The 26,405-nt window shown below is 48.5% G+C and carries 26 protein-coding genes and 1 pseudogene; 13 read left to right on the top strand and 14 right to left on the bottom strand.

Translation table 11 applies throughout. From position 1 onward, the window contains the following. Positions 1-62: 62 nt before the first annotated feature. Complete coding sequence (locus D908_RS18140; protein WP_005522079.1) at positions 63-701, top strand: NAD(P)-dependent oxidoreductase; 639 nt, start codon at positions 63-65, stop codon at positions 699-701. Between the two features lie 144 nt (positions 702-845). On the opposite strand, the gene D908_RS18145 is transcribed toward D908_RS18140, so the two are convergent. Next, positions 846-1,739 (bottom strand): DMT family transporter, encoded by an 894-nt coding sequence (locus D908_RS18145; protein WP_005522078.1) that lies wholly within the window; start codon positions 1,737-1,739, stop codon positions 846-848. A gap of 102 nt (positions 1,740-1,841) precedes the next feature. Then, the gene (locus tag D908_RS18150) at positions 1,842-2,774 is read right to left on the bottom strand and encodes an NADP-dependent oxidoreductase (RefSeq protein ID WP_005522077.1); all 933 of its coding nucleotides are present in this window, start codon (positions 2,772-2,774) and stop codon (positions 1,842-1,844) included. Positions 2,775-2,941: 167 nt separating this feature from the next. Between D908_RS18150 and D908_RS18155 the strand changes: the two genes are divergently transcribed. The 4 genes from D908_RS18155 (at position 2,942) to D908_RS18170 (ending at position 5,803) form a co-directional block, all read left to right on the top strand. Further along, positions 2,942-3,571, top strand: a complete 630-nt coding sequence (locus tag D908_RS18155; RefSeq protein ID WP_005522076.1) for a DsbA family oxidoreductase — start codon at positions 2,942-2,944, stop codon at positions 3,569-3,571. A gap of 30 nt (positions 3,572-3,601) precedes the next feature. Further along, positions 3,602-4,201 carry an NAD(P)H:quinone oxidoreductase gene (wrbA, locus tag D908_RS18160; RefSeq protein ID WP_000170082.1) on the top strand — a complete coding sequence of 200 codons (600 nt, stop codon included), beginning with the start codon at positions 3,602-3,604 and terminating at the stop codon, positions 4,199-4,201. Positions 4,202-4,381: 180 nt separating this feature from the next. After that, complete coding sequence (locus tag D908_RS18165; RefSeq protein WP_082320844.1) at positions 4,382-5,281, top strand: LysR family transcriptional regulator; 900 nt, start codon at positions 4,382-4,384, stop codon at positions 5,279-5,281. 126 nt (positions 5,282-5,407) lie between these two features. Beyond that, entirely contained in the window at positions 5,408-5,803 is a 396-nt protein-coding gene (locus tag D908_RS18170; RefSeq protein WP_000093080.1) for a rhodanese-like domain-containing protein, read from the top strand. A gap of 78 nt (positions 5,804-5,881) precedes the next feature. On the opposite strand, the gene D908_RS18175 is transcribed toward D908_RS18170, so the two are convergent. Continuing rightward, a complete protein-coding gene (locus D908_RS18175; protein WP_032467488.1) occupies positions 5,882-6,361 on the bottom strand; it encodes a MarR family winged helix-turn-helix transcriptional regulator in 480 nt (159 codons plus the stop codon). A 167-nt stretch (positions 6,362-6,528) separates the two neighbouring features. Between D908_RS18175 and D908_RS18180 the strand changes: the two genes are divergently transcribed. The 4 genes from D908_RS18180 to D908_RS18195 all read left to right on the top strand — a co-directional run bounded on the left by D908_RS18180 (position 6,529) and on the right by D908_RS18195 (position 9,394). Further along, a complete protein-coding gene (locus D908_RS18180; RefSeq protein ID WP_032467483.1) occupies positions 6,529-7,434 on the top strand; it encodes an EamA family transporter in 906 nt (301 codons plus the stop codon). 1 nt (position 7,435) lies between these two features. Continuing rightward, positions 7,436-8,029: an NADPH-dependent FMN reductase gene (locus D908_RS18185; RefSeq protein WP_000779179.1), complete on the top strand. Its 594-nt coding sequence runs from the start codon at positions 7,436-7,438 to the stop codon at positions 8,027-8,029. 97 nt (positions 8,030-8,126) lie between these two features. After that, positions 8,127-8,849, top strand: a complete 723-nt coding sequence (locus D908_RS18190) for a sulfite exporter TauE/SafE family protein (RefSeq protein ID WP_005522067.1) — start codon at positions 8,127-8,129, stop codon at positions 8,847-8,849. Between the two features lie 113 nt (positions 8,850-8,962). Next, complete coding sequence (locus D908_RS18195) at positions 8,963-9,394, top strand: YccF domain-containing protein (protein ID WP_000946560.1); 432 nt, start codon at positions 8,963-8,965, stop codon at positions 9,392-9,394. Here the strand turns inward: D908_RS18195 and D908_RS18200 are convergent. Then, positions 9,391-10,257 carry a hypothetical protein gene (locus D908_RS18200; protein WP_005522064.1) on the bottom strand — a complete coding sequence of 289 codons (867 nt, stop codon included), beginning with the start codon at positions 10,255-10,257 and terminating at the stop codon, positions 9,391-9,393. The genes D908_RS18195 and D908_RS18200 overlap by 4 nt on opposite strands. A 216-nt stretch (positions 10,258-10,473) precedes the next feature. On the opposite strand from D908_RS18200, the gene D908_RS18205 reads away from it, so the two are divergent. Beyond that, entirely contained in the window at positions 10,474-11,328 is an 855-nt protein-coding gene (locus tag D908_RS18205) for a Vmh family MBL fold metallo-hydrolase (protein WP_001011944.1), read from the top strand. Between the two features lie 154 nt (positions 11,329-11,482). Here D908_RS18205 and D908_RS18210 read toward each other — a convergent pair whose 3' ends face one another. The 4 genes from D908_RS18210 to D908_RS18225 all read right to left on the bottom strand — a co-directional run bounded on the left by D908_RS18210 (position 11,483) and on the right by D908_RS18225 (position 16,381). Further along, positions 11,483-12,418 (bottom strand): Gfo/Idh/MocA family protein, encoded by a 936-nt coding sequence (locus D908_RS18210; RefSeq protein WP_005522063.1) that lies wholly within the window; start codon positions 12,416-12,418, stop codon positions 11,483-11,485. Between the two features lie 128 nt (positions 12,419-12,546). Next, positions 12,547-13,077 (bottom strand): MltR family transcriptional regulator, encoded by a 531-nt coding sequence (locus D908_RS18215; RefSeq protein WP_000818301.1) that lies wholly within the window; start codon positions 13,075-13,077, stop codon positions 12,547-12,549. A gap of 98 nt (positions 13,078-13,175) precedes the next feature. Continuing rightward, entirely contained in the window at positions 13,176-14,330 is a 1,155-nt protein-coding gene (locus tag D908_RS18220) for a mannitol-1-phosphate 5-dehydrogenase (protein WP_005522061.1), read from the bottom strand. 101 nt (positions 14,331-14,431) lie between these two features. Further along, a complete protein-coding gene (locus tag D908_RS18225) occupies positions 14,432-16,381 on the bottom strand; it encodes a PTS mannitol transporter subunit IICBA (protein WP_005522060.1) in 1,950 nt (649 codons plus the stop codon). Positions 16,382-16,985: 604 nt separating this feature from the next. On the opposite strand from D908_RS18225, the gene D908_RS18230 reads away from it, so the two are divergent. Continuing rightward, positions 16,986-17,927 carry a M23 family metallopeptidase gene (locus D908_RS18230; protein ID WP_000664680.1) on the top strand — a complete coding sequence of 314 codons (942 nt, stop codon included), beginning with the start codon at positions 16,986-16,988 and terminating at the stop codon, positions 17,925-17,927. A 2-nt stretch (positions 17,928-17,929) separates the two neighbouring features. After that, positions 17,930-18,238, top strand: a complete 309-nt coding sequence (locus D908_RS18235) for a bactofilin family protein (RefSeq protein ID WP_000445978.1) — start codon at positions 17,930-17,932, stop codon at positions 18,236-18,238. Between the two features lie 76 nt (positions 18,239-18,314). Here D908_RS18235 and D908_RS18240 read toward each other — a convergent pair whose 3' ends face one another. From D908_RS18240 to D908_RS18255, 5 genes and pseudogenes are all read right to left on the bottom strand, one after another. After that, positions 18,315-20,018 carry a phospho-sugar mutase gene (locus D908_RS18240; RefSeq protein ID WP_005522050.1) on the bottom strand — a complete coding sequence of 568 codons (1,704 nt, stop codon included), beginning with the start codon at positions 20,016-20,018 and terminating at the stop codon, positions 18,315-18,317. Between the two features lie 112 nt (positions 20,019-20,130). After that, entirely contained in the window at positions 20,131-21,027 is an 897-nt protein-coding gene (locus D908_RS18245) for an amino acid ABC transporter permease (RefSeq protein ID WP_005522046.1), read from the bottom strand. Beyond that, positions 21,028-21,864 (bottom strand): transporter substrate-binding domain-containing protein, encoded by an 837-nt coding sequence (locus D908_RS18250; RefSeq protein WP_000802047.1) that lies wholly within the window; start codon positions 21,862-21,864, stop codon positions 21,028-21,030. A gap of 38 nt (positions 21,865-21,902) precedes the next feature. After that, a pseudogene (locus tag D908_RS0118740) lies at positions 21,903-22,699 on the bottom strand (amino acid ABC transporter permease). Continuing rightward, a complete protein-coding gene (locus tag D908_RS18255; protein ID WP_005522044.1) occupies positions 22,699-23,412 on the bottom strand; it encodes an amino acid ABC transporter ATP-binding protein in 714 nt (237 codons plus the stop codon). The pseudogene D908_RS0118740 and the gene D908_RS18255 overlap by 1 nt, the downstream one beginning before the upstream one ends. Positions 23,413-23,776: 364 nt before the next feature. Between D908_RS18255 and aroG the strand changes: the two genes are divergently transcribed. Further along, positions 23,777-24,829 carry a 3-deoxy-7-phosphoheptulonate synthase AroG gene (gene aroG / locus D908_RS18260; RefSeq protein ID WP_000487854.1) on the top strand — a complete coding sequence of 351 codons (1,053 nt, stop codon included), beginning with the start codon at positions 23,777-23,779 and terminating at the stop codon, positions 24,827-24,829. Positions 24,830-24,927: 98 nt separating this feature from the next. On the opposite strand, the gene D908_RS18265 is transcribed toward aroG, so the two are convergent. Further along, on the bottom strand, positions 24,928-26,256 hold the full coding sequence (locus D908_RS18265) for an MATE family efflux transporter (protein ID WP_005522042.1): 1,329 nt from the start codon (positions 26,254-26,256) through the stop codon (positions 24,928-24,930). Positions 26,257-26,405: the final 149 nt, after the last annotated feature.

The following is a 26,405-nucleotide window of genomic DNA, read 5'->3' as shown; positions in this document are numbered from 1 at the left end:
ACAAACTATACTTATCCTCGTTGAATGAACTTACCTAAACAGATTTAAGAGGAAGGTAAAAAATGAAAGTCACAATTCTAGGTGCATCAGGTTGGATCGGTAGCCATTTATTGGCAGAAGCTAAAATGCGTGGACATGAAGTGGTTGCTATTGTGCGTGATCCATCAAAAGTAACCTTGCAAGGCGTGACAGTACATCAATTGGATATTCTAAACCCTGAGAGCGATCTGAAGCAGGCCGTGCAAGGTGTTGATGCTGTGGTTGCTTCTATCGGCGGGCGTGCAGCAGGCAATCACGACATGGTGGCGAAAACGGCGCAGCGTTTACTTCATGAGTTACCACAAGCCGGTGTAGAACGTTTGTTATGGGTTGGTGGCGCTGGCTCACTGGAAGTCGCACCGGGTGTGAAGTTAGTGACAGTGCCTGATTTCCCAGAAGAATACAAAGGTGAGGCGTTAGCACAAGGTGAAGCACTTGATGTATTTCGTGCCAGCGAAAGTGCGCTGAACTGGACTTTCGTCAGCCCAGCAGCAGAAATCTTCCCTGGTGATAAACAAGGTCAATACCGCGTAGGTGGTGATCAACTGCTGACCGACAGTGAAGGTAACAGCCGTATTTCCGTTGCCGACTATGCAGTGGCTTTGATTGATGAGCTAGAGTACGCCGAGCATCCTCGTCAACGCATCGGTGTGGCGTACTAAAAAGAAGGTTTCCCCTTCCTACTTGAAGCTGCATTGGTGTTGGCTATGTTTGTTCATCCCAATCACATAGTGTGTCTATGCTCATGGGGGGGAACGCACTTATCGCCTACCTGCAACTTCAAGTTGTTTGGGGATAACGGCCGTTCACTTTACATGGACGGCACGATTGGGTTTCGAGTAGCGAAACGGCCAGAATTGAAACAGCAAAATCGCGCCCAAGATCCCCGCCAAACACAACAGTGTGCGATTATCCACCGCACCACCTTGTGCTAAAACAGACAGCAACACACCCACGGTAGGCACCAGATAGTTACTCAATGAGGCATAAGCAGGGCCTTTGCTCATAATGAGTTGCATGAAGAGAATGTAAACTACACCGCCGCAGAAGATACCCAAATAAAGGCTAGCCAGACCGGATTGCATTGAAATGTGGCTATACGTGAGCTCACTGCTCAGCAATGCAACGGGCAGTAATTGTAGCGCCGACAGCACAATCACATCACGAGCGACCACAATGGGGTTTAGTTGATCGAGCTTTTTAACCAAAATTAGGCTCAGGGCGAAACTGAGTGCAGCAATAAAAATGGCCGCGGCATCATAAAAACTGCTCACATCTTGCACCTGTAACTGGGGATAGAACAGATACAGTAAGCTTGCGAACCCTAACATACCGCAAATCAGTGACTTGGCATCCAGACGAGCGCTTTTCAAAAACAGCGGAGCAAGCAAAATGGTGAGAAGTGGATTCATACCCGTAATGACGGCCGCATGGCTCGATGGGGTTGTTTGCTGCCCCCATGCCACCAAGAGAAACGGTAAGGTGGCTTCCAATGTCGCGATTAAAAACAGCAACGGCCAGTACCCATGTTCGCGTTTTAACTTCAACAAATAACACGCGACAATCAGGATCACCGCACCGAAGGCTGAGCGTAGAGCGGCAATCCAAATCGCAGGGATTGATTCCAATGCAATACGGTTGAACTCGTATTGTGACCCCCACAAAATCCCGCACATAATCAGCATAACTAAATATTTCATGACGACTCCTTGTCCCTCCCACTTGCGGCTGAGCTGCAACGTCAAGTTGTTCAGGTGTAAATGAAGGCGCAGATGCGCCTTGGTTGTAACATCCCGCCACGGCTAAATTTGCAGGACAATTTTTCCTTGCACGTGTTCGGTTTCCGATAATGCGTGCGCTTGTGCCACTTGCTCAAAAGGCATTTCTTGAATGCTCGGCAGCTGGATCTCACCGTTATCAATCAGCGTGGCAATGTGTGATAACTGCTCGCCACTCGGCATCACCAGTACACGCTCATGGGCAAAAGTGTAGTGAGCCGGGATCTGGTGTGTTTTTAGCGTTGAAATGTATTTTCCTGATGGCTTCACGGAGTCGTAGATACCAAGCGCATCGTTATCCACCACATCAAACACATAATCAAACTGACCGAGCGTCTGCAGATAGTTTGGCGAACGGTAGTCAACGATATGCTCAACACCGAGTGATTTAAGGTAGTTATGATTATTGGCGGAGGCGATGGCGGTTACCTTCGCACCTAAGTGAACCGAAAACTGTACTGCGAAGCTCCCTACACCGCCACTGGCTCCGTGAATGAGAATTGATTGTCCTGGTTTTATCTCAGCTAACTGGGTTATGGCTTGCCACGCTGTTAATGAGGTAAGGGGTACCGCAGCAGCCTGAGCAAAGGTTAGAGTGCGTGGTTTTTTCGCCACTAAAGACGCATCAACACGGATGTATTGTGCATAAGCGCCATCTTTGGTTAGGTCACCAAAAGCAAACACTTCGTCTCCCACTTGAAACTGCGAAACTTGTTTCCCAATTTGAACCACTACCCCAGAAAGATCCCAACCTAGGATCAGCGGTAGTTGATGCAAGTTTTCACTCGCTAACCAGCCCTCACGCACTTTCCAGTCAACAGGATTGATCCCGCTGTATTTCACCGCGATCAGCACATCATGTTCGCCGATTTGGGGGATCGCCACTTGCTCTGTAAGTAGGGTTTGTTGCCCTCCGTATTGATGAATACGGATTGCTTTCATGGTTGTCACATTCATTTTTGTTGCTCCTCGCTGTCACACTTAAGTCATTGGGTGTGAAGCAAGAGTAAGGAGATGAGGCGATTTTTTCTTCGCAAAAAGTAGGTAGGTATTAGTCACTTTGTTCATTCGTCGTAAGGCAAAAACCGCCTTAGGATGAAAGCACATTCACAGAGGATACGACTATGAACAAACAACCTACTCGTCAAATTGAATTCTTCCATGATGCGGTCTGTGGCTGGTGTTATGTGCTCAGCCCACGTCTGCGTAAGCTCGCCAAACAGCAAAATATCCAGATTGTACAGCGCTGTTTTGTGTTGCAGCGCAGTGATGAAGAGATGGTTGAGCGCTTCGGCTCATTAGCGCAGGCCAAAAGTGAAATTCTCAACCACTGGATCGCTTGTCAGCAGGCCGCGGATGACAAGACGTTATTCAATATTGAAGGAATGCGCGCTCAACCTTTCAACTATCCGAGCGGTTATTTAGCCGCTGTTGGTGCGAAAGCCGCAGAGAGATTAGCAGGCAATGAGGCGCATTGGGACTTCTTTGACGAGATCCAACGCTTGCACCTACTGGTGAACGACAACATTGGCGATTTGGAAACGATCGTCAAAGCCGCCGTCAATATTGGTTTAGATGAAGTGGCGTTTCGCCAGATGTTTCATGCGCAAGAGACGCTTGATGCTGTGGAACAGGATCTCGCATTGGCACGCCAATACCACATTCGCAGCATCCCAACCCTTGTTATCAATGGTGAGCAAGTGATTTCAAAAGCGCTGACTAACGAAGAGTTAGCACAGATTTTTCTCAGTTAATCGAACAAGCAAGCATTCAAGGAGACGAACATGACAAAAGTATTGGTTCTGTATTATTCAAGCTACGGTCACATCGAAACCATGGCAGATTACATTGCCCAAGGTGCGCGTAGCGTAGAAGGGGTGAGCGTGGACATTCGCCGTGTGCCTGAGTTGGTACCGCAGGAAATTGCGACAAAAGCGGGCATCAAGCTGGATCAAATTGCGCCGTTGGCCAAAGTTGAGGAACTCGCCGATTATGACGCGATCATCTTTGGCACGCCAACCCGTTTTGGCAACATGGCTGCGCAGATGCGTAATTTTCTCGATCAAACCGGTGGTTTATGGGCGGCAGGGAAACTGGTTGGGAAAGTGGGCAGTGTATTTACCTCGACGGGTACTGGTGGTGGTAATGAAACGACGATCCAATCATTCCACACCACTCTATTCCATCATGGCATGGTGGTCGTTGGTTTGCCTTATGGCATTCCGGAAACGATGGATGTCAGCGAAGTGAAAGGCGGTTCTCCGCTTGGGGCGGCGTGTATTGCCGGGCCTGATGGCAGCCGAGCGCCTTCTGAGAAAGAGCAAGCCACCGCTATTTATCAAGGGCGTCACGTTGCGTCAATTGCTGCTAAACTTGCGCGATAAATGTCACAGGCGGTGCAGAGACACCGCTCTTTTACAGAGTGTTATCAAATATCTTTCTTGCCACTTTCTGTTCGGTATACTCTTTTTCCATTCACTGCCATTGACGGTATTAATAAAGCGCGTAGCGATGAGGTTAGTAGGTCACGCACGCGCTGAAAATGGGATGAGAAGGATACGAGAATGTCAGCAAGGATCTCTCTGGAAATGTGGCGTGCGTTTATCGCTGTCGCGGAACATGGCAGCACAGTCAAAGCTGCTGAGCAGTTGCACAAAAGCCAGTCAGCCATTTCTCACAGCATCAACAAAATGGCGACCATGCTGGGCCAAGAGCTGTTTGTCATAGAAGGCCGCCAGTCGGTGCTCACTGAGCTTGGTAAACAGCTTCTGCCTAAAGCACAAGAACTGCACCACAATGCATTGCAAATCGAAAAGCTGGCGATGAAATTTCAAGGCGAACTCGCGCAGGAAATCAGCATTGCGGTGGATGTATTATTGCCTGCCCGTTTTGTTTTGGAAGTGATCGACCGCTTTCATTTGGTTTATCCGCATATCTCACTGCGTGTTTATGAAACCGCATTGTCCGGTGCTTCACAACTGCTTAATGATGGCAGTGTTTCTCTTGCCATTGCGAGCGCGTTGCCTAAAGGCATCATTCTAGAGTCCTTGTTTGAAGTGGACATGCTGTGTGTTTGCGCCAGTGATTTCGAGCTGGTGCAACGAAAAAACATCACGCAAGCAGAGCTGAAAACGTTTCGTCATATTGTGATTCGAGATTCTGGCAATCAGGATGTGGATAGCGGTTGGATCGGTTCCCACTTACGTTTAACCGTGACGCATCCTAGTACCGCACTCAGTAGTATTATTGATGGTATCGGGTTTGGTTGGCTACCGAAGCACCTAGTTCAGCCTTACTTAAATGATGGACGTTTGGTGTTGGTGGATCTCGAACATGGGCAAAAGCGCAGCGTAAAATTTCAATTGGGCATGAGAGCAGAGTCATTGCAAAACAGTGAGTTGATGACCTTATTTGAATTTTTTAACGCCTTGTGCACCATGCCAATGGTGTTGAATGAAGAGTGACAATTGAGCGATGAAATAAGCTAGGTTCATCGAATAAAACCAAGATCTTTTTCTTCGCTACGGCTTGGTTTGCTTATCCACCTTGTGGCACACTGCATGCTCATTAAACCGACAAGGAGAAGTCGAATGTCTAGTGCCGTATCTCGCGTGCCTGCGGCGTCCAGTGTGGATGCTCTGGCACATTTTGAAGCGTTGTTGCAGTTTGAAACCGATTGCTGGGATGTGCACCACGCGATCACCAATGAAAGACAAGATTTTGTGTTACTCGATGTCCGTGGTGAAGCACTGTATGCCGAAGGACATGTTCCGTGCGCTATTAGTCTGCCGCACTCACGTCTGAATGAAAAAACCTTAGCCGATTACCCTATGGATACACTGTTTGTGGTGTATTGCGCGGGGCCTCATTGCAATGGCACTGAAAAAGCGGCGATTCGTTTAGCCAAGTTAGGTCGACCGGTGAAGAAAATGATCGGCGGCGTTACTGGTTGGTTGGACGAAGGTTTTACGTTGGTCACTGAGTAGACGTTATCTACTTTCTTCCATTATTTTGATGAAATCGAGATTAGCGGTCGCCACCTAAAACGACCGCTTTATGATTTCTTACTCTGCCAGCAAAATTTTCTTTAAAAGTTGTCCCAGCTGTTTTTGTTCTTGCTCAGTGAGCACTTCTAACATGCGATTTACATTGGCGACATGGGCATTTAATGCTTGGTCGACCAACGTTATTCCTTGTTCCGTTAATGTCACCTTACAACTGCGTCTGTCTTCTTCACTCGCCACTCGTTGCACCAAACCGCGTTGTACTAATTGTTCAATGCGTGTGCTGATCGCACCGGAAGAAAGCATCAAGGTTTGGTATAGCTCGGTTGGGGTGATCTCTCTGTTATTGCGGCGGATCGTAGCCAAAATATCAAATTCAACCGAGCTTAATTCAAAGTTCTCAAACACTTGATCTAACCGTGTTTTCCATAACCCATTCGTCTGGCGTAAACGGCCAACCACTCCCATTGCAGAGCAATCCAGATCCGGCCTGACATTGCGCCATTGCGCAAGAATGGCATCGACTTTATCGGTGGGCATAGCATTCTCTGGAGACATCGGGGTATCTGAAGGCATAGTGTTCTCACTCAAAATATCTTTTCAAAAAGATACTTGATCAAAAATTACTTTTCTATTATTTTCGACAAAGTATCTTTTATGAAAGATACTTTGTCGAAAAGGATTAGCTCATCTAGGTAGGGTGAAATATGAACACAAGGTCAGGAATGAAGACGCTACTGCTTACTGCGATTGCTCCCATCGTTTGGGGCAGTACTTATATTGTGACGACAGAAGCTCTGCCGCCGAATTCACCACTGATGGCCTCTTTGGTACGAGCTCTGCCTGCTGGGATATTGCTGGTGCTGTTTAGCCGAGCTTTACCAACGGGAAATTGGTGGTGGCGTTTGCCAGTATTGGGCTTTTTTAATATTGGTTTTTTCTTTTACTGCTTATTTTTTGCGGCCACTGAATTACCGGGTGGGATGGCGGCCTTAGTTATGTCCTTCCAACCTATGTTGGTGATGACGATGAGCTGGATTTTACTGAGCACACGCATTACGCATTTGCAGTGGATCGCAGGTGGTATCGGAGTCATTGGGATTGGGCTATTGGTGCTTAACCAAACCGCAGCCTTGAGCATACAAGGTTTATTGGTGGCCTGTTTAGGAACACTTAGTATGGCATCCGGAGTCGTTCTGACCAAAAAATGGGGACGTTCTCAGAGTATGTCCACGCTCGGATTTACTGGCTGGCAATTACTGTTTGGTGGGTTGTTTTTGCTGCCAACCACGCTGTGGATTGAAGGCATTCCTGAGCAAATTACCCCACTTAACTACCTCGGTTACGGATACCTGAGTGTGGTTGGCGCTATGTTGGCTTACTTTCTCTGGTTCCGTGGTATTGAGCAACTGCCAACTGTCACTGTGTCTTTTCTCGGATTTTTGAGCAGTGTTTCTGCCTGCTTGCTGGGCTACTGGGTTCTCGATCAAGCACTCACTTGGACGCAAATTTTGGGAGCAGGGGCGATTTTTATCTCGATCGTGCTGGCTATCCCTCGTTCCACCTCAACCACTTATTCAACAACACCCTCTTTCAGTTTAAAAAGGAATTGATATGAAACTTACTCTCGTCTCTGGCAGCCAAAGAGCACATTCACAAAGTTTGAATGTGGCGAACTACTTAAAAAGTCTCGCGGAAGCACATTTTGATCAGATCGAAATACTGGATTTACACGAGTTGGATTTACCGTTTTGGAATGAAGGAGTATGGCAGAACCGTGAGCAATGGCAGCCTTGGCGTAATGTCGCGCAGGGGCTGAAACAATCGGATGCGTTTGTGTTTATCACTCCCGAATGGCACGGTATGGCAACCCCTGCATTGAAGAACTTTTTACTGCTGACGACGGATGACGAACTGGCACACAAGCCCGCGTTGCTGGTGAGTGTGTCGGCCAGTGTCAATGGCGTGTACCCGATCAGTGAGCTGCGGATGACGGGCAACAAGAATAATCACGTCTGTTTTTTACCGGATCATCTGATTTTCCGCGATTGCGAACAGCTCATCACCGCCGAGCATCAGCTCACTGATCCACAGATGCAGGCACGCAGTGAATACACCATTGCCTTGCTGAGTGCCTACGCGACAGCGCTTGCGCCTGTGCACCGTGACATGGTCAATTTGGGCAAAACGTTCCGTTACGGAATGTAAGCCGTTGAGCTGAGTTCGGGCGAAACGTTTCTATTGCGAAATATCGCTGAACTGATAACGTCAGTATCTTCGATGAGTGGCAGTACAAGGGAAGAAAATGGAATATTTAGGCGCGAGTGCATGGATTGCAATGTTACTAGTGTTTATCGGTTCCTTTGTACAGACCGCGATTGGCTTTGGGCTGGCCGTGGTCGCTTCGCCGCTCTTGTTCCTCGTCTCTCCTGATTATGTTCCTGCACCGATCTGTTTAGTTGCGCTGTACATTTCACTGCTTAATGCCATGAAACATCGTGAAAGCATTTCGATTGGTGGCTTAAAAATGGCCTTAATTGGGCGCATTCCGGGCTCGGTTGTCGGTGGTTTGCTGCTGATGTGGATTTCCACACAGGCGTTGGCGCTGTGGCTTGGCCTGTTGGTACTCTTTGCGGTGGCGGTAAGTTTACTGCCTCTGCGTATTGAACCGAACCCAACTCGGATGGGGATCGCGGGATTTTTCTCGGGCGTATTTGGTACCAGCAGTGGCATAGGTGGGCCACCCATGGCACTGCTGCTTCAGCATCAAGATGCTAACCAATTGCGCGGTAATTTGTCTGCCTTCTTTGTGTTTAGCTCGATCATCTCTTTGATGGTGCAGTGGCCGACGGGTTTTTTAACTTGGCACCATGTGTTACTGACTTTACCGTTGATCCCCGCTGCTTGGTTAGGCTACGCGCTGGCACGTAAAACCACTCACTCGTTGCCGAAAGAAAAAATTCGCTTGACTGCTTTAGCTCTGTGTATGACCAGTGGAGCCACCGCTGTATGGCAAGGGTTGTTTTAATTGTATCCGCAAATAGAAATGCTTTAAGTCGCCAACGGATATTCATCTGCCATTCATGGTGGCATGATTAGCTTAGGGCGAGTGAAACACCTTTAACAACTTGAGGTAACGTGATGTTAAGAACGCTAGGCAACATTATTTGGTTTTTATGCGGTGGCATAGTGATGGGATTGGCTTGGTGGCTATTTGGCGTGCTGGCGTTTATCAGCATCATTGGTATTCCGTGGGGACGTGCTTGTTTTGTGATGGGGAATTTCTCGTTCTGGCCGTTTGGTTATGAAGCCATTTCGCGTGATGAATTGACTCAGCAGACCGACATTGGTACCAGCGGTTTTGGCGTATTAGGCAATATTATTTGGTTTGTCTTAGCTGGTTTTTGGTTGGCGGTGGGGCATATTTTGTCTGCGGTGGCCTGTTTTATCACCATCATCGGTATTCCGTTTGCGTTACAGCATTTAAAACTGGCGGTGATTTCATTGGCACCGATTGGCAAAACCGTGGTGCCAATTGAAGAAGCCGCGCGTGCGCGTTATCACGCTCGTTAATAGGCTTTAATGCCGAACTCACGCAATTTCGCGGGCAAAATGTCATCAAGTTGCGTGATATCATGAGGCTGGATCTCAATTAACCCTAACCCGTGTGCTTGATAGAGTGCGCGGGTTTTTTGTTGCTCGCTTGGTGCAATTTCACCTTCGTCTGTACCCCAAAATTGCAAATACACCTTGCCGCTTGGCAGATAAAAATCACTGGTCACTTCCTCTTCGATGGGAAGCGGGCGCTGATAAGCGTGTACCACGCCAGCCAGATACAACCAGTTATCAATCAGCAGTTCACCCGTTGAACGGACATAGTGCCCATCCAAAGTGCGGTGTTTGGCGGCAAATTTCTGGCGAAAGCTAGAATAAGATTTATCGGTCGCGTGAGCCTGTGCTTCTTGGCCGAGAAACTCAACCACGGATTGGCGTAAGTGGCGGTTACGCAGTATCGCTTCATGCCAGACCACAAACCCATTGCCTGAGCTTTTTTCTTCACGCTGTTGGGCTCCGGCACGCAGGCCGCTTTCAGTGGCATGCCAACCAGCTTCGCTACGCGCTATCCAGCCTAATTCACTGAATAACTGATTCATTTTCTTCGGGTTTAATTTGAAATATTCCCCGACTTGCGTGGCGGTGAGTGTTTGGCCGGAGGTGGCGTGTAAGTCGATCAGCAAATTCTCAGGCCAGACAATAAAGCGACCATACTTAGGGTGCTGGGCATATTCACCACCAAACTTGGTGCCGAGATCGGTCAGTATCCACTGCTCATCATGGCGATGGATATAACCCGCTGTTTTCAAATCCTGAAACAGCTGTTTGGCATCTTGCTGGCGCTTTTTTGCCAAGGCGGAGGTGGAAAGTTTGTCGGCCATGCTGAAATTCCTCGGTGTCTGCGCTCCATTCAAGCATAAGGCGAGGAAGAGACTCAATGCCGATCGGCAATGGGAACAGAAATCTGTGAGGTTCTCTAGGCAATCCCGTTTGATTGGCTAACTGATTTGAATCAGTGATGTTCAGAATGCGATCTATTTGTTCAAATTAAAACACAATAAGCTGTCACCGTATTGATGCACTACGGAGACACAAACATGAATTTTACTCGTACCTTTTTGACCACTGCACTGATGTTACCTGCTTTTTCAAGCTTTGCTGCGCTGCAACTACAAACTTATAACCCAGGTGAGCAGGGCATATTCCCCGTCAGCTCTACGCTGATCAGTGGCGAAAAGCACGCCATCTTAGTGGATGCTCAATTTGGTGTGAATGATGGCGCTAAGTTGGTGGAGATGGTGAAACAGTCAGGCAAAGAGCTCACCGCTATTTACATCAGCGCGGGCGATCCGGATTACTATTTTGGTCTACAACCTCTGGTGGAAGCCTTTCCCAACGTTCCGGTTTTAGCCAGTGAGAGTGTGGTCAAACACATTGAAATGACCAAAGATGCGAAAATTGGCTATTGGGGGCCGATCCTCGCAGAAAAAGCGCCAACCAAAGTGATTGTGCCTAAAGTGGATAACCGCACCGAATTTGTGCTGGATGGCGAAAAGATCGAGATCAAGCAGCTCAATCACCCACAAGCATACCTCTGGCTGCCCGCGCAAAAGACCATTTTAGGTGGTGTCGCGGTGATGAGTGATATGCACGTTTGGACGGCAGACAGCCAAACCAAACAAGCTCGTATGGAGTGGGTTGAAACCCTAGATCGTATGGCCGACCTGAAGCCTAAGCAGGTGATCCCGGGGCATTATGGTCACGAGATCCCACAAGGACTACAAGCGGTGACGTTCACCAAAGAGTACTTAGTGAAATTTGAACAGGCTTTGGATAGCTCGACTCACTCTTCACAAGTGATTGAGAAAATGCGCGCGATTTACCCAACCTTGCCAGATGACGGTAGCTTGCAGCTCAGTGCGGAAGTGAACATGGGCGAAAAAAGCTGGTAAGTGCGGCGTTATAGACTCGTCCCATCGAAGCATGTTGATGAAATATATTCACCCCAACCCTAGAGTGTATCTTCGTGGTTGGGGTGAACTCATTGGCTTAAAGGCGAAATTCACTGGAATTGCGCGAGCCAGTTTCCTGCTGCTTCGATTCGACTTATCGTTGAACCTGTTGAATGAGATGTTCGCAAATCGCTTCTGCCAGCTGGTGGCTCGCTAAGTTACGTTCAATGATATGAGCAGCCAGCGTGCCTGTCGCCGCAACCTGTAGCCAGTCTTGCACCATATGTTCAAAGCCTTTGCTGGCCAGCATTGGCGTCCAATCTTTTAAGGCCACTCGGCTTTCTTGGTTATCTCGCCACGCTTTTCCTTGGGTAAAGGAATCAAACTGATAGGCCACATTGTCATAGCTGGCCGTGACATGCTCGGTGGTGATCCCAAACTGACGGTTCATCGAAGCGTGCAGTAAGGTATCGCCCGCTTGCCATTGAAGATCAAGGCGAGCAAGCAGCCCGCCGCCGCTCATGTGATGGGTCAGATGGATGTCGTCTAAGTTGCGTTGACGCGAAAGGTTGACGCTATCTAGAGGATGAATGAAATCATCAAACACGAAAGTGCGGATATCACCGGGTAGGGCGTGGCGATGCTTTTCCCAACGTAACGAACGCAACTCACCACATTCTTGATGGCGCAGTTCTGGCAGATGTTGGTTGTAGAGCGGAATATGGCGTCGATTAAATCCGACATAAAGTGGTTGGTGATGTTTCTCCGCTAACTCATACAAGTCTTCACACTCTTGTGCGCTCGCGGCCAGCGGTTTATCAACAAAGGTTGGAATACCTTGGGTTAGGAAAAAGGTTGCCAATGTACTGTGAACATCGGTCGCCGCATGGATCATCACCGCATCCACCCCATGCTGTAAAACATCGCGGTAATCAGTACAAGTTGCACTGACTCGATAACGCGTAGCCAGTGTTCCCAATATTTTCGGGTTGCGGGTACACAGCACCAGTTCGACATCGGGTAATTGAGCTAATACAGGAAGGTAAGCTTTCTGGGCGATATCACCCAGACCAATCATGGCGATTTTCATTCTTCGATCATCGGTTATCAGAAAAGGGCTTCAGGCTAGCACGATAAACAGACAATGCGAAAAATGGATGTGAGATTTGTGTTGTGATCGTGCGGTTTATGCGGCGGCTGGTGCGGCAATCTCGCGGTTCAAAATGGGCTGTCTTTATTGAGCGTATTGCAAATCTGAATGATGGCTAAAGAGAGCCCTGATTTAATGACTTGCTGCTGGCGCTGCAACTGCAAATGGTAAAAGCTGAGGTCAATATCATCGTCGGGTTCCACCACATTTAAGTGCAACATGCCCATTTTCTTAACCAAATTCAGCGCTTTGATTGGGGCAAGAATTTGAGGATCGGTGAATTGGTACTCAGTGGCATCGTGATTGAGCTGGTTACGCAGTTTGATGAGCTGCTCAATATCGTGGAAAACTTCATCCGGGATAACGCCGAGGCCGAACAAAAGCTTCAGACGAACGGAGAGATCACCCAGTGGGCCAGTATCGTGCAACAGGGGTTCTACCACGGATTTCACCGCAAAGTTGTCTTTACGGAAAATGCGTTGCATCAGTGCATCAATGGCCTCGGTCAGCACATCAACCGTTGTAATGAAGAATCCTCGTACCGTGTTGGTCTGATTCAAGCGCTCCAGAATGTCGGATTCGTTAATTTTTTCTGCCATAAACTGATCTGTTGTTGGGTTAAGTCGAGAGCGAGTGACGGCTCTCGACATTTTAAGGCTTCCGATAACATTGTTTTTCAAACAGTTATCCTGAGACTTCAATCCATTTGTTGATAGAGTGCTTCAATCTTCTGCGCTTCAACACTGTCTGCTGCTAACCCTGTGTAGCGAGCCAGTGTAGAGCGAACCCCTTCTTTTTCAATGCTTTGCTGCAGTTCCACGGCTTGCGGATCACTGTCATTACGGTATTTCAGTGCGGCCGCGATGCCTTTCAATAACATGCCGTTTGGCAGGCCATACTCGATTGTACCGAGTAACGGTTTGATTAATCTATCATTTGCGCCAAGTTTTCTTAGCGGCTGACGACCAACGCGATCCACTTCATCCACCAGATAAGGATTGGCAAAGCGGGTAAGGATTTTTTCGATATAGGCGCTGTGCAGTGCGCGATCAAAACCATAACGGCGGATCAGCACTTCGCCGCTCTCCTGCATCGCTTGTTTCACCTGCGCCTGAATGCTCGGATCTTCAATGGCCTCTCGAATGGTGCGGTGCCCTTTCAAACATCCTAAATAAGCAGTAACGCAGTGACCCGTATTCAGGGTAAACAGTTTACGCTCGACAAACGCCATCAGATTGTCAGTTTTTTCCATCCCCTCAATATGCGGGATTTCGCCTTTAAACTGCTGCTTATCAACAATCCATTCACTAAAGCTTTCTACTGTCACTTCCAGCGGGTCATCGTTGGCGGCTTGCAGCGGTGGCACAATGCGATCGACTGCGGAATCAACAAACCCCACTAAAGCATCGGCTTGTTGTTGCTCGTCGGTGGTGAGGAATTGATACACCTGCTGTTTAAGGTGGGTGGTACCGCGCACCATATTTTCACAGGCGATGATGTTGAGTGGCTGGCGATTGCCTGCCGCAAATCGAGCACTCAAGCCTTTGGCAATGGTTTTGGCGATGATATCGAGCACTGTTGGGCCAACGGCCGTGGTGACCAAATCGGTTTTGATAATCCGCTCTATCAAGGCTTCACTGGCACTGTTAACCGCGGTGACGTGGCTAACGGTCTCCATTTTGCATTCGTTACCCACTACTTTGACTTTGTATTCTTGCTGATGGCTCAATTGATCCACTAAAGGTTCGTTAACATCCGCGAAGGTGACGGCGATATCGGCATCCGCCAGAAGTTTTCCAATAAATCCGCGGCCAATATTGCCTGCGCCAAAATGAACTGCATTCTTTTTCATCTTTACCTACCTCAATCTTGAATTGTTACCCTTACTGCCTGAGGTGAGGTCAGCCACATAGGGGGCGTTGCTGACCTCGTTTTGCCTCAGGAGCAAAAACGTTATGCTGCTTGGCTGGTGGCCAAAATGCTCAGTACATCACTCACGTCCTTGGTTGAGGTGAGTTTGTCGATAGCACTTTGATCATCAAGAGCATTGGTAATGGTGGTAATGACTTGAATATGTTCGTCATTTCTAGCCGCAATACCGATGACGAGCTTGGCAACATCGCTGCTGTCTTCGCTAAAGGCGACACCTTGCGGGTATTGGCAAATCACGATGCCGGTTTTGATCACGCGATCTTTGGCATCCACTGTGCCGTGAGGCACCGCGATGGATTCACCGAGGTAGGTAGAAACCAATTTTTCGCGTTCAAACATGGCATCGACATATTCTGGGTGTACGTAACCTAATTCGACTAATTTGTTACCCGCAAAGCGAATAGCTTCTTCTTTATTACTGGCATTCAGGCCAAGGTGAATGTTCTCTTTTTGCAGTTGGAACACACTCGGTGGTTGGACTTCAAAACTGTCATCATTGGCGGCCATGATGGAAGGTTTGAGTAACTGACCATCATTCGCGGCATGGCGTTGAGCGGCGAGAAGCTGCGTGACCAGTTGGCTATACAGTGCGCTGTCCAGAAAGTTATTGAGTGAAATGTGCTCGGCTTGTGGTGCATGTTTGCGTGCACGGTCAGTCAGATCTCGGTGCGTGATGACTATGTCTACCTCCGCAGGCAATGCATTGATCGCCATGTTGGTGACAATGATTGGTAAACCAACTTCTTGAACCTTCTTACGCAGCATGCTTGCCCCCATGGCACTGGAGCCCATGCCTGCATCACAAGCGACGATGATGCTTTGTACATTCGCCATGTCGATTTTCTTATTCTGCGCGGCAGTTGGTGTTGATTGACCTTTAGGGCCCGCTTTCATCTCTTGCATCTTGGACGTGGCTTTCACCAACGCGTCTTTATCGCCATCTTGCTCGGTTGAGGTTTGAGCTTTCATCAGCAGTGCTGCCACCGTGAAGGAAACCGCGGCGGCCGCAAAAATGGAGCAGACGACACCCAGAATTGAACCTTTATTGGTCATCAACAGTACTGCGAAAATAGAACCCGGAGATGCTGGAGAGACCAGACCTGCATTGAATACCGTTAGGGTAAATACACCCGTCATACCGCCAGCAATCGCCGCTAAAATCAGGCGTGGGTTCATCAAGATGTAAGGGAAGTAGATCTCGTGAATACCACCGAAGAAGTGAATGATGCTTGCACCGCCAGCGGTTTGGCGAGCGGTACCTTTACCAAACACCATGTACGCCAGCAAAATACCAAGGCCTGGGCCCGGGTTGGCTTCAATCAAGAAGAAGATGGATTGGCCCGTTTCACTGGCTTGCTGAATACCCAGTGGTGAGAAAATACCGTGGTTAATCGCGTTGTTGAGGAACAGGATTTTGGCTGGCTCAACAAAAATTGAAGTCAAAGGGAGTAAGTGAGCGGTAACGAGGAAGTTAACCCCAGCCGCTAATGCGCCTGACAACACCTTCACGAATGGGCCGATCAGGAAGAAAGCGATGATGGCACACAGCATACCGATAATGCCGGCTGAGAAGTTGTTCACCAGCATTTCAAAGCCGCTGCGCACCTTGCCATCGATTTTTTTATCGAAAGTTTTGATTGCCCAGCCACCCATAGGCCCGACGATCATGGCACCCATGAACATTGGGATGTCCGTTCCAACAATCACGCCCATAGTGGTGATTGCACCTACCACGGCACCACGTTCGCCGCCTGCCAATTTACCACCTGTGTAGCCGATCAGCAGAGGCAGCAAATAAGTAATCATGGGGCCAACTAATGACGCAAGCGTCTCATTGGGTACCCAACCTGTTGGAATAAAAAGCGCGGTAATAAAGCCCCACGCAATAAAAGCGCCGATATTCGGCATGACCATATTTGATAAGAAGCGGCCAAAATTTTGTATCTTGACCTTGGCGTCTGATGATATCATCGCGTCCCCCGTTGGATGTTCTGCTTGAATTTAATCGTAGTAACGGTTCGGCAAAAAACCGTTGATTGCTTAGTACACAATCACTCTACCACACAAATTTCGAACAGAATCCCCAACGGGCTTTTTGTGATCATTGTTATAAAAATGTGCTTAGCATTCGGATTTTTTAGTGATCCATTTCAACTATTTGTCATGTAAATTTAATACAATTTTATCAATTTAATTTTGTCAATCATTTAAAAGCGATCAATGTCCCAAATTTATATTTTTAATTTTTATAAATTAAGTGATCAAATTCACATTTAGTGAATATTGGTTGTTTAAAAATAAAACCATTGATGATTTAGATCACATTTTTGTTTCCTTGGCACTCCGTAATCTGCATTTCTCCTTTCATTATTGTTTGATTTGTAATTAAGCTACGAAATCCGTCATGTTTTCTGCCTATAAGCGTAATTAACGTGTGGGTAAGATACCTAATTCACAAAATACACATTAAGGCTGTGAATTGGCTTCAATGACCTTATGCAAAAGATTTAGATGGGGGGAGTTCCTTGTTATCATCCGCCCCACTTTGCCGTCCAGATGAAGAAAACAAAGCAGTATGAAAGAAAGAGTGATTGTCTCGGTTTCCTCGATCCATGGAACCCAGCATTTTCATTTGGATAAAGTGTTTCGCCTAGTCCTCAAAAGCTTGGGTTACATCACCTTAGTGGGCGTGTTTGCCACGGGTGGCGTGATTTATTACCTGAAAAACCAAGTCGATTTTGCCAAACTCAAACAGCAAGAGTTGGAAAGCCAATCGACGACGTTACTAGAAGAAGTCTCTTCACTTCGAGAACTGAAAGAGAACTTAGAAAGTGACTTAGCGGTACGCGAAGAGAAGATTCAGATTGTTTCAGATCGCCTTGGTGATTTGGAAAAAGTGCTTGGCGTGGATGAAACGGGCGCTGAATTAGAATCCCGTTTAGATGCCGCCGCGATTACGTCCTCAGTGCGAACCATGATGTTGACACAAATTCCAAGTGGTTCCCCCGTTCCGGGCGCACGGATCTCTTCCGGTTACGGTAAGCGGATTCATCCGGTGACCAAGCAAGCTAAATTGCACCGCGGTCAGGATTTTGCGGTCAACATAGGTACCCCAATTTATGCCCCGGCTGACGGCGTTGTAGAAGTGACTCGCGCCAGCAAAGTGGGTTCAGGGAATTTTATTCGCTTGTTGCATGCGTATGGGTTCAGCAGTTCGTATTCACATTTGCAGAAATTTGCCGTGAAAAGTGGTGAGTTTGTGCAAAAAGGCGACTTACTGGGCTATTCCGGTAACAGTGGGCTCTCATCCGGCCCGCACTTACATTACGAAATCCGTTTTATTGGTCGATCATTAGATCCACGACCTTTTGTCGATTGGGGAGTCAATGATTTTGAAACCATATTCACTAAAGTAAGAGGTATTCGATGGGAATCTTTAGTAAACAAAGTCGAGCAAAGAGTCAGCTCTCAGCTACAACTCTCATCGCAAAAGGTAGCCACATCTCCGGAGAGCTGAAAGTGGAAAGCAGCATTCAGGTTGATGGCCTAGTAGAAGGCGAACTGCATGTTGATAAAACACTGGTGATCAGTGAAAGCGGTGTGGTTCGTGGCGAAATCTTTGCTGACCATCTGATCATTAATGGTCTGTTTGAGGGCACTGGTCACGCCGGAAAAATTGAGATCCTCAACAAAGGTCGTGTCAATGGCACTTTGTTCAGCGATGATCTCAGTATTGAACAAGGCGGCCGTTTTACGGGCAATACCCACCCTTCACCAGAGCATCAAGTGGTTGATTTTAAAGATGCCAAAGCTGCGGCTGAAGGTTAACTTAACGCTCAGTAAACAATAAAAGAGAGGCATTAGCCTCTCTTTGTTTTTGTAAAATGCATGTGCTTAAAGCGAGTTATAAGCTGGTTTGATGCTCAGCAATCAGTAATGACATCTGCTCATCGGCACGTTCTTGCGCGCTCGCAAAATCTTCGCCAGCCGCAAATGGCGTCACTACTTCGTAGTAGCATTTTAGCTTAGGCTCAGTACCCGATGGGCGTACAATCACGCGAGCGCCACCGTCCAGGTGGTAGATCAGCACATCACTGGTTGGCAGGGTAATCGCTTCGGTTTTGCCATCGGCAAAGGTGCGGCGTGCCAGTTTAAAGTCTTCTACGATGAGCACTTTACGCCCTGCAATGTCCGTTGGTGGCGTGGCACGCAATTTATCACCCACCGGTGGCGAGTTCGGTGCTAACGCAATGCTGCGTTGGGCGTTAACGTGCAGACCATGCTGGCGATACAGCGCTTCAAGCTGATCCCACACCGTTTTGCCTTGTGCATTAAGCTCTGCGGCAAGTTGGGCAAAAGCGACCAGAGCAGACAAGCCATCTTTATCCCACACTGTGCTACCAATCGTGTATCCCAAGGCTTCTTCATAAGCGAACAGGAATTGGTGTTGCTCGGTTTGCTCTTGCATCGCCACGTTGGTCAACCATTTAAAACCGGTGAGGGTTTGGTAATAACGCGCGCCATGAGCTGCGGCGATTTTGCTGAGCAAGCTGGAAGAGACGATGGTGTTGCCGACCAATTGGCGACGAGCATCGGTTTGCGAGAGCAGATAGTGACCAAACAGTGAGCCTACTTGATCGCCGGTCAGCATTTGATATTCGCCATCGGCTTTACGCGCGGCAACCGCAAAGCGATCTGCATCTGGGTCATTAGCACAAGCAAGCTGAGCGCCGACTTTTTTGGCCAGTGCCATCACCATATCCATCGCGCCCGCTTCTTCTGGGTTCGGGAAGTTCACGGTTGGGAATGTGCCATCTGGCTCGCGCTGTTCCTTCACGCTGCTAACGTGAGTAAAACCTGCATCGGCGAGTAAGGTTTCCGCCATATTGGCACCCACACCATGCATCGCGGTGTAAGCCAAGCTTAGCGCTTGCGGCTTAGTATGATGCTGCAACAGTGGGCTTTCACCAATGGTTTTACGGTAAGTTTGGTAATACTCATCACGTAGCCAATGTAGCAGGCCTTGTTGCTCCGCCAGTTCAAGGGCGAGATAAGGGATCGCTTGCTGCGCTGCTTGGTTGATACAAGCAGCAATGCCTGCATCGTGTGGTGGAATAATTTGCGCGCCGTTTTCCCAATACACTTTAAACCCATTGTACTCTGGCGGGTTGTGACTTGCTGTCACCACAACCGCAGCGGCCGCGTTGAAATAGCGTACACCGAAAGCCACGATAGGAGTCGCGGCAACTTGGTACGTCAAATAAGTCTTGATGCCCAACGAGGTCAGCACGCTTGCGGTATCGTGAGCGAACTGCTTTGAATCTGGGCGGCCATCGTAACCAATCACTACGCCGCGGCTTTTGGCATCGGGTAATTGAGCGATCAGATAATGCCCCAGACCCGCCGCCGTTTCTTGGATCACTAAACGGTTCATTCGGTTAGGGCCACAGCCGACTTTGCCACGTAAACCAGCGGTACCAAATTCAAGGCGTGATTGAAAGCGCTCGGCAATCTGCGCGTCTTGCTGAGTGTCGATCAGCTGTTGCAGCTCTTGACGAGTTTTAGGATCCGGATCTCTGGCCAACCAGTGTGTGACTTGTGAATTCATGGGGTCACCTTTGTCTATTGAGGTTTTGAAGTTTCAGTCTAATTGATATTTATTCTCAAAAATATCGAAGCAATCGCTAAACTGGCTTTGCTTCGATACCTTCATTAATCATTCAACGGCTTAAATGGCGTAAGCTTCGCTTCTCTACTTGCTTAAACAGCATAGACAGCGTGAGGCAAAGCACCAGATAGGCTGCGCCGACAATGAGCCAGATCTCAAAAATTAGCCCAGATGAGTTGGCAATTTCGCTGCCGACAAAGGTCAGTTCTTGAATCGAAATCAGCGAGATGATCGACGTGTCTTTGATGAGGGATATTGTCTGCCCAGCCAGAGCTGGGGTAATTGCGGTCAGGACTTGTGGGGCAATCACATAGCGGTATTTGACCCAAGTTGGCAAGCCAAGCGAATCCGCGGCCTCCCATTGTCCCTGCGGGATGTTGGCGAGCCCAGCACGCACGATTTCCGCAATGTGAGCGGAAGAGAGCAACCCGATACACAAGACGCCGGACAGCAAGTTTTCCCACAAGCGGGCAGGACCAAACAGCAAAGTGATCAGCGGGTGAACTTCCGCTGTGTGGTAGCGCAGTAACTCATCCAAACCCAGTAGCGGGATGAGTTGATTGGAGATGAAAAAATAGAAGATGAACACAAACACCAGTGGTGGAATATTGCGTACCAGCTGCACAAATGCGTTAGCGGGTAAACGCACAAACCAAGCCTTGCGGCTGCGCGCGATGCCGATCAGCGACCCTAACACTAAAGCCAGTACCATGCCCCATAAGCTTAAACGTAACGTTGCGCCTAAGCCTTGTAAGAAGTAGGGCAAGCTGCCATCCGCACGCGGCGTGAAAATCAACGTCCACGCTTCACGCCAATGCCAATGGTAGTGAATTCCCACTTCAGATCGGTAATAGAGCCAGCCAATGAGGCTGGCTATTCCGAGCAGTAATCCGCCATCCAGCAGAGTGAAACGGTAGCCAGATGAAGGTTTTATGCCATTATTGTTCATTTACTGACCTGAAGCCACCTGATCTTGCCAATCTAAAGTGGAGAACCAGTATTCATAACGCGCTTGCAGCCAACCATCGGCAGTGCGGTCTGCAATCCATTGATCAAAATAGGCTTTCTTATCTTCTTCCCCTAAACGCACTGCAAACGCTTCATTCCCTTTACTTAAACGTTCACTGAAAGGAAGAAACAACGAATCGCTGTGTTTGATGCTTTCATGCTCGGGTTTTGGGCTTGAAGCAATCACCGCATGCGCGTTGCCGTTGATCACTTCTTGGAAAGCTTGGGCATCGTCATCAAATTGCAGCACGCTGGCTTTCGGGAAAGTTTCACGCGCCACTTGCACGGTAAAAGCGCCACGGCGAGCCGCGATTTTTACGTTGCGCTTATTAAAATCTTCCAACTTGGAAAAGCCTTCAGCGAGCTTTTTACTCGCGGCAAGTTGCACACCAGAGTGAGAGTAGGGCGCAGTAAACAAGACACTTTTCGAGCGCTCAGGCGTGACCGACATTCCGCCGATGATCACATCAAATTTTTTGGCCAGCAGAGCGGGAATAATGCCATCCCATGCGGTAGGCACAAATTCCACTTGCCAACCTGAGTCAGCCGCAAGGCGTTTAGCGACATCAATCTCAAAGCCAATCAGCTCACCTTGCTTATCGCGCATTGCCCAAGGCACAAATGTCGACATACCAACGCGCAGCGTGCCACGCTCTTTAATCGTATCAAGATTCGGTGTGTCGCTCGCCACTGCTGGCAAAGTGAGAGCTAGCCCCAACAAGCCAGTAAGTAAGGTTTTAACGCTGAATCGACCTAAACGTTGTCCAAATGGTTTCATAGGAGTTCCCTTTTTATTTCGCGCATTTTTATTTCGCGTTACTGTGAGCGCCACTGCGCGCCCAGTTTATGTTCTAGCCAAGCTGATAACGCTGACAGAGTCAGGGTTAACAACAGATAGATCGCCGCCACGCTGAACCAGATCTCAAACGGCATCGCGGTTTCCGAGACGATATTTCGCCCCTGCGTGGTGAGATCAAAAATCGCCATCACACTGACAATAGACGAGTTTTTAATCAGCGACACCATCTCATTGGTTAGTGGAGGTAATGTACGTTGCAGAAGTTGCGGCAGGATCACATCGTAAAAGGTAAAAAAGCGCGATAAGCCTAGCGAGCGTGCCGCTTCATACTGGCCTTGCGGAATGCTGTTTAACCCGCCGCGAAACACCTCTGCGGTATACGCGCCTTGAAACAGAGCAAGGGCAAGCACCGCGGTGGCAAAACGGTCGAGCCCAATGACGGGACCAAACACAAAGTAGAGGAGGTAAATTTGCACCAAAAGCGGTGTGTTGCGGACTACCGCTATGTATCCGGTGCCTAAAGCGCGCCCAACCAGTGAATGTGACTGACGCAGCAAAGCGGTGGTTAAACCCAAAGCCAAAGTGAAAATCAAACTGATCCCAGTGAGCTGTAATGTGACCAACAGGCCGTGCAATAAATCACCTGCCCACCATTCGCCGTCTTCAAAAATCAGTACATACTCAGGCACGCGGTGCCACTGCCATTGATAGCCCATGCTTGTGCGCCGGAATCAAGCAGCCAGACCAACCCTGCAAATACCAAGATCATTTGCAGGGTGGCGAACAGCAGTGGGCGAAGATAGCGTTTTAGCATCAATGGCTCAGGATCTGATTGAGAAATTGTTGGGTTCGCGGATGCGTTGGGTTTTGGAACAACTGTTCGGGTGAACCCACTTCGAGAATTTCCCCTTCATCCATAAATATCACGCGATGTGCGACTTTGCGCGCAAAGCCCATTTCATGGGTTACGCACATCATGGTAATGCCATCTTGCGCGAGGTCGACCATGACTTCGAGTACCTCGTTAATGGTTTCAGGATCGAGCGCGGAAGTGGGTTCATCAAACAGCAAAATCTCCGGTTGCATGCACAGGGAGCGAGCAATCGCTACTCGTTGCTGCTGGCCGCCAGAGAGTTGAATCGGGTACTTATGTGCTTGATCGGTGATCTTTACGCGCTGCAGAAAATGATAAGCCCGATCTTTGGCTTCTTGAGCCGAAAGTTTTAACGTTCGGATGGGCGCTAAGGTGAGGTTTTCCAATACCGTTAAGTGTGGAAACAGGTTGAAATGCTGAAACACCATGCCGATTTTTCCGCTGCGTCGAGTGCGTTCATCCAGATTAGGCAGCACAGTAATTTCACCAGCATCAATGTTTTCTAAGCCATTCACGGTGCGGATTAAGGTCGATTTTCCCGAGCCAGAAGGCCCGCAGATCACCACAATTTCCCCTTTGTTGACGGCCAGAGAAATCGACTTCAGTGCTTGAAATTGACCATACCATTTACTGACTTGGCGAAACTCTATCACTTTCATGTTGTTATCTTTGTTGTTCTTCTTGGCATACCTTAGCAACATAAAACTGACATTGCATTAATTGATTCTGTCTTGAAAGCCGCTTTTGTTCTTTGTCTCATCCCTGTTTTATTCCCGCAACTTCAGGGAGTTTGAAGATGATCCCTCTGTTCTTAGCACTCTATTCTTAGAGTGTAATTTATTTTTTACACAATGATTTTCCTGTAAAGAAAAGTGGAATCTTGCCTTTATTTAAAAATAGTGATTGCGATATTTTCTGAGTGCCGATAAGTTACCCGAAGACACGACAGGTGCAGTAACTACCGTAGCGAGAGCCGTTACTCGCTAGGTAAACCAGAAAGTAAAGGAAGAAGTGACAATGTTTCAAACCGATGATGTAAAAATTAAGAAGATTAAAGAGCTACTGCCACCAGTCGCGGTGTTAGAGAAATTTCCGGCTACCGAAACCGCGTCTTCGACCACGTTTCAGGCGCGCGAAGCGATTCATAACATGCTGCAAGATAAAGACGATCGCCTGTTGGTGGTGATTGGCCCTTGTTCCATTCATGATCCGAAAGCGGCAATTGAATACGGTCAGCGTTTAAAAGCACTGCGTGATGAGCTCAGTGGTCAGTTAGAAATCGTGATGCGAGTGTATTTTGAAAAGCCGCGTACGACCGTCGGTTGGAAAGGGTTAATTAACGATCCGTACCTCAATGATACCTATGAAATTAACGATGGTTTACGCATGGGGCGCAAACTGCTGCTGGATCTGACCGATCTGGGTATGCCAACCGCCAGTGAGTTCCTCGATATGATCACCCCACAGTATGTGGCGGATCTCATCAGCTGGGGCGCGATCGGAGCGCGCACAACGGAATCTCAAGTGCATCGTGAGTTGGCTTCAGGGCTTTCCTGCCCAGTGGGTTTCAAAAACGGGACCGATGGCAACATTAAAATCGCTTCCGATGCGATTCGCTCTGCAGGCGCTTCGCACCACTTCTTGTCGGTTACCAAGTTTGGCCATTCGGCGATTGTCGAGACGGCGGGTAACCCAGATTGCCACATTATTCTGCGTGGCGGTAAAGAGCCAAACTACAGCGCGGCGCACGTTAGCAATATCAAGCAAGAGCTGGAAGTGGCTGGCTTACCACAAAAAGTAATGATCGATTTCAGCCACGCGAACAGCTCTAAGCAGTTCAAACGCCAAATGGTGGTGGCGGAAGATGTCGCGGCACAGATTGCACAAGGTGAACATGCGATCTTCGGGGTGATGATTGAATCGCACCTTGTTGAAGGTCGTCAGGACTTAACTCCGGGTTGCCATCTGACCTACGGCCAATCCATCACAGATGCATGTATTGGGTGGGAAGATACTGAAACCGTATTGCGCCAACTGGCTGCGGCAATCGAAACGCGTCGCCAAGCTTAATTGTGTTGCTTAAATGCAAAGGCCCTTCACATCAGTGAAGGGCCTTTTTTATGGTGGCTTCTTAGCGTTAAAGATGGACAGCGAGTGGTTTGAACCTTCTACGCGACCGCGTGACAAGCGTTTTCAAGCTGCTGCAATGCTCGTCGATAGCTCAACCACGCAACCCAACCGGCTAAAATATTGCCCACTAACGCACCAATAAACAGACCGGTAAGCCCGTAAACTTGCGCCCCGATCCATAAGCAAGGCAGATAAAAAGCAAACAGTCGTAAAGCCGAAATGGTTAACGCGACATAGGCTTTGCCAAGCGCATTGGCGACAGACACCATCAACATACAGATGCCGAGTGTGCCCAAGCTGATTGGAACGATGGTTAAGTGTTGGAGCAAAATTGCCGCAACTTCAGTCTCACTGGTCATTAGCGATGACAGGTAGCTGGCTAGGAGATAAGTGGCTAGTGCAATCAGCAGTTGGAACCCAAGCACAAACTGACAAGCGATGCGAACCAACTGGCGAATATCCGCCACATTTTTAGCGCCGAGCATTCGCCCTACCATGGGGGGAATCGACATTGTCAGTGCCAGAACTGCCACTAAAGCAAAAAATTCAAACCGAGAACCCAATGCCCAAGCCGCTACGGCTGCCGTACCGAAACCGGCTAATAACTTGGTCGCGAACATAGAAGAGAGCGGCGGCAACAACTGGCTTAGCATTGCAGGCCCCATAATGTGACCGAGTGAGGTTAAGCTCTTCGCAATATCCAGATCATGCCAGTCGAAACTCATCCATTGGCGTTGAGTTACTTTAGGAGCCACGATGGCGATCCCGATGCCAAACGCCAAGATAGTGGCAATAGCTGCACCGTTGATGCCCCAATCCAACGTAAAAATAAACAGTGGGTCCAGAATCAGATTCAGCACGCTGGTCACCATCATCATGGTTCCGGGCAGCAGTGTGTTGCCGTTGGCGCGGCATAAGCTGTAAAAGAAGTAGAGCATCGCGCCTGTCCAAGCACTCACCAACCACCAGATCCAGTAATGATCGATGATTTGCAGCACATCATCAGAAGCTCCGAGCAAAGACAGTAGCGGATGGCGCAACAAATAAAGCAGCACCGCAATGACAGCAACCCCAATTCCACCGACACCAATGACTAAACCGCCCAGTTGCTTGGCATAGCGCTCTTGGTTCGCCCCCAAAGCGCGCGAGATCACCGCGGTAGTGGCAATGCCCAAGCCTACTTGCACGCCGATGATCACCATTTGAATCGGCATGGTAAAGCCTTGGGCGGCAAGGGGAAGAATGCCGAGTTGGCCGATAAAGGCGCTATCGACCAGTTGGAAGCTCATTAATGACAGTACGCCAAACAGCATTGGCCAAGTCATTTGAAAGAGTTGTTTCGCTAATGACGATGAAGTGGTAGGCATAAGATTCGTTATCTGGCTGAGTGTAGTTCGTTATATTTGGGTTAAATTGAGATTAACAACCCTTAATCTACTCATGTCATAAAAATACGGCGGCGTGAGTTGCAGATAAAAAGAAGCCTCGGAGGGGAACGCCGAGGCTTTAAGATGTT

The sequence above is a fragment of the Vibrio mimicus CAIM 602 genome, assembly GCF_000338875.1.
GTDB lineage: Bacteria > Pseudomonadota > Gammaproteobacteria > Enterobacterales > Vibrionaceae > Vibrio > Vibrio mimicus.
The sequence above is the reverse complement of the archived record's forward strand: the minus strand, read 5'-3'. Positions and strand labels throughout refer to the sequence as shown.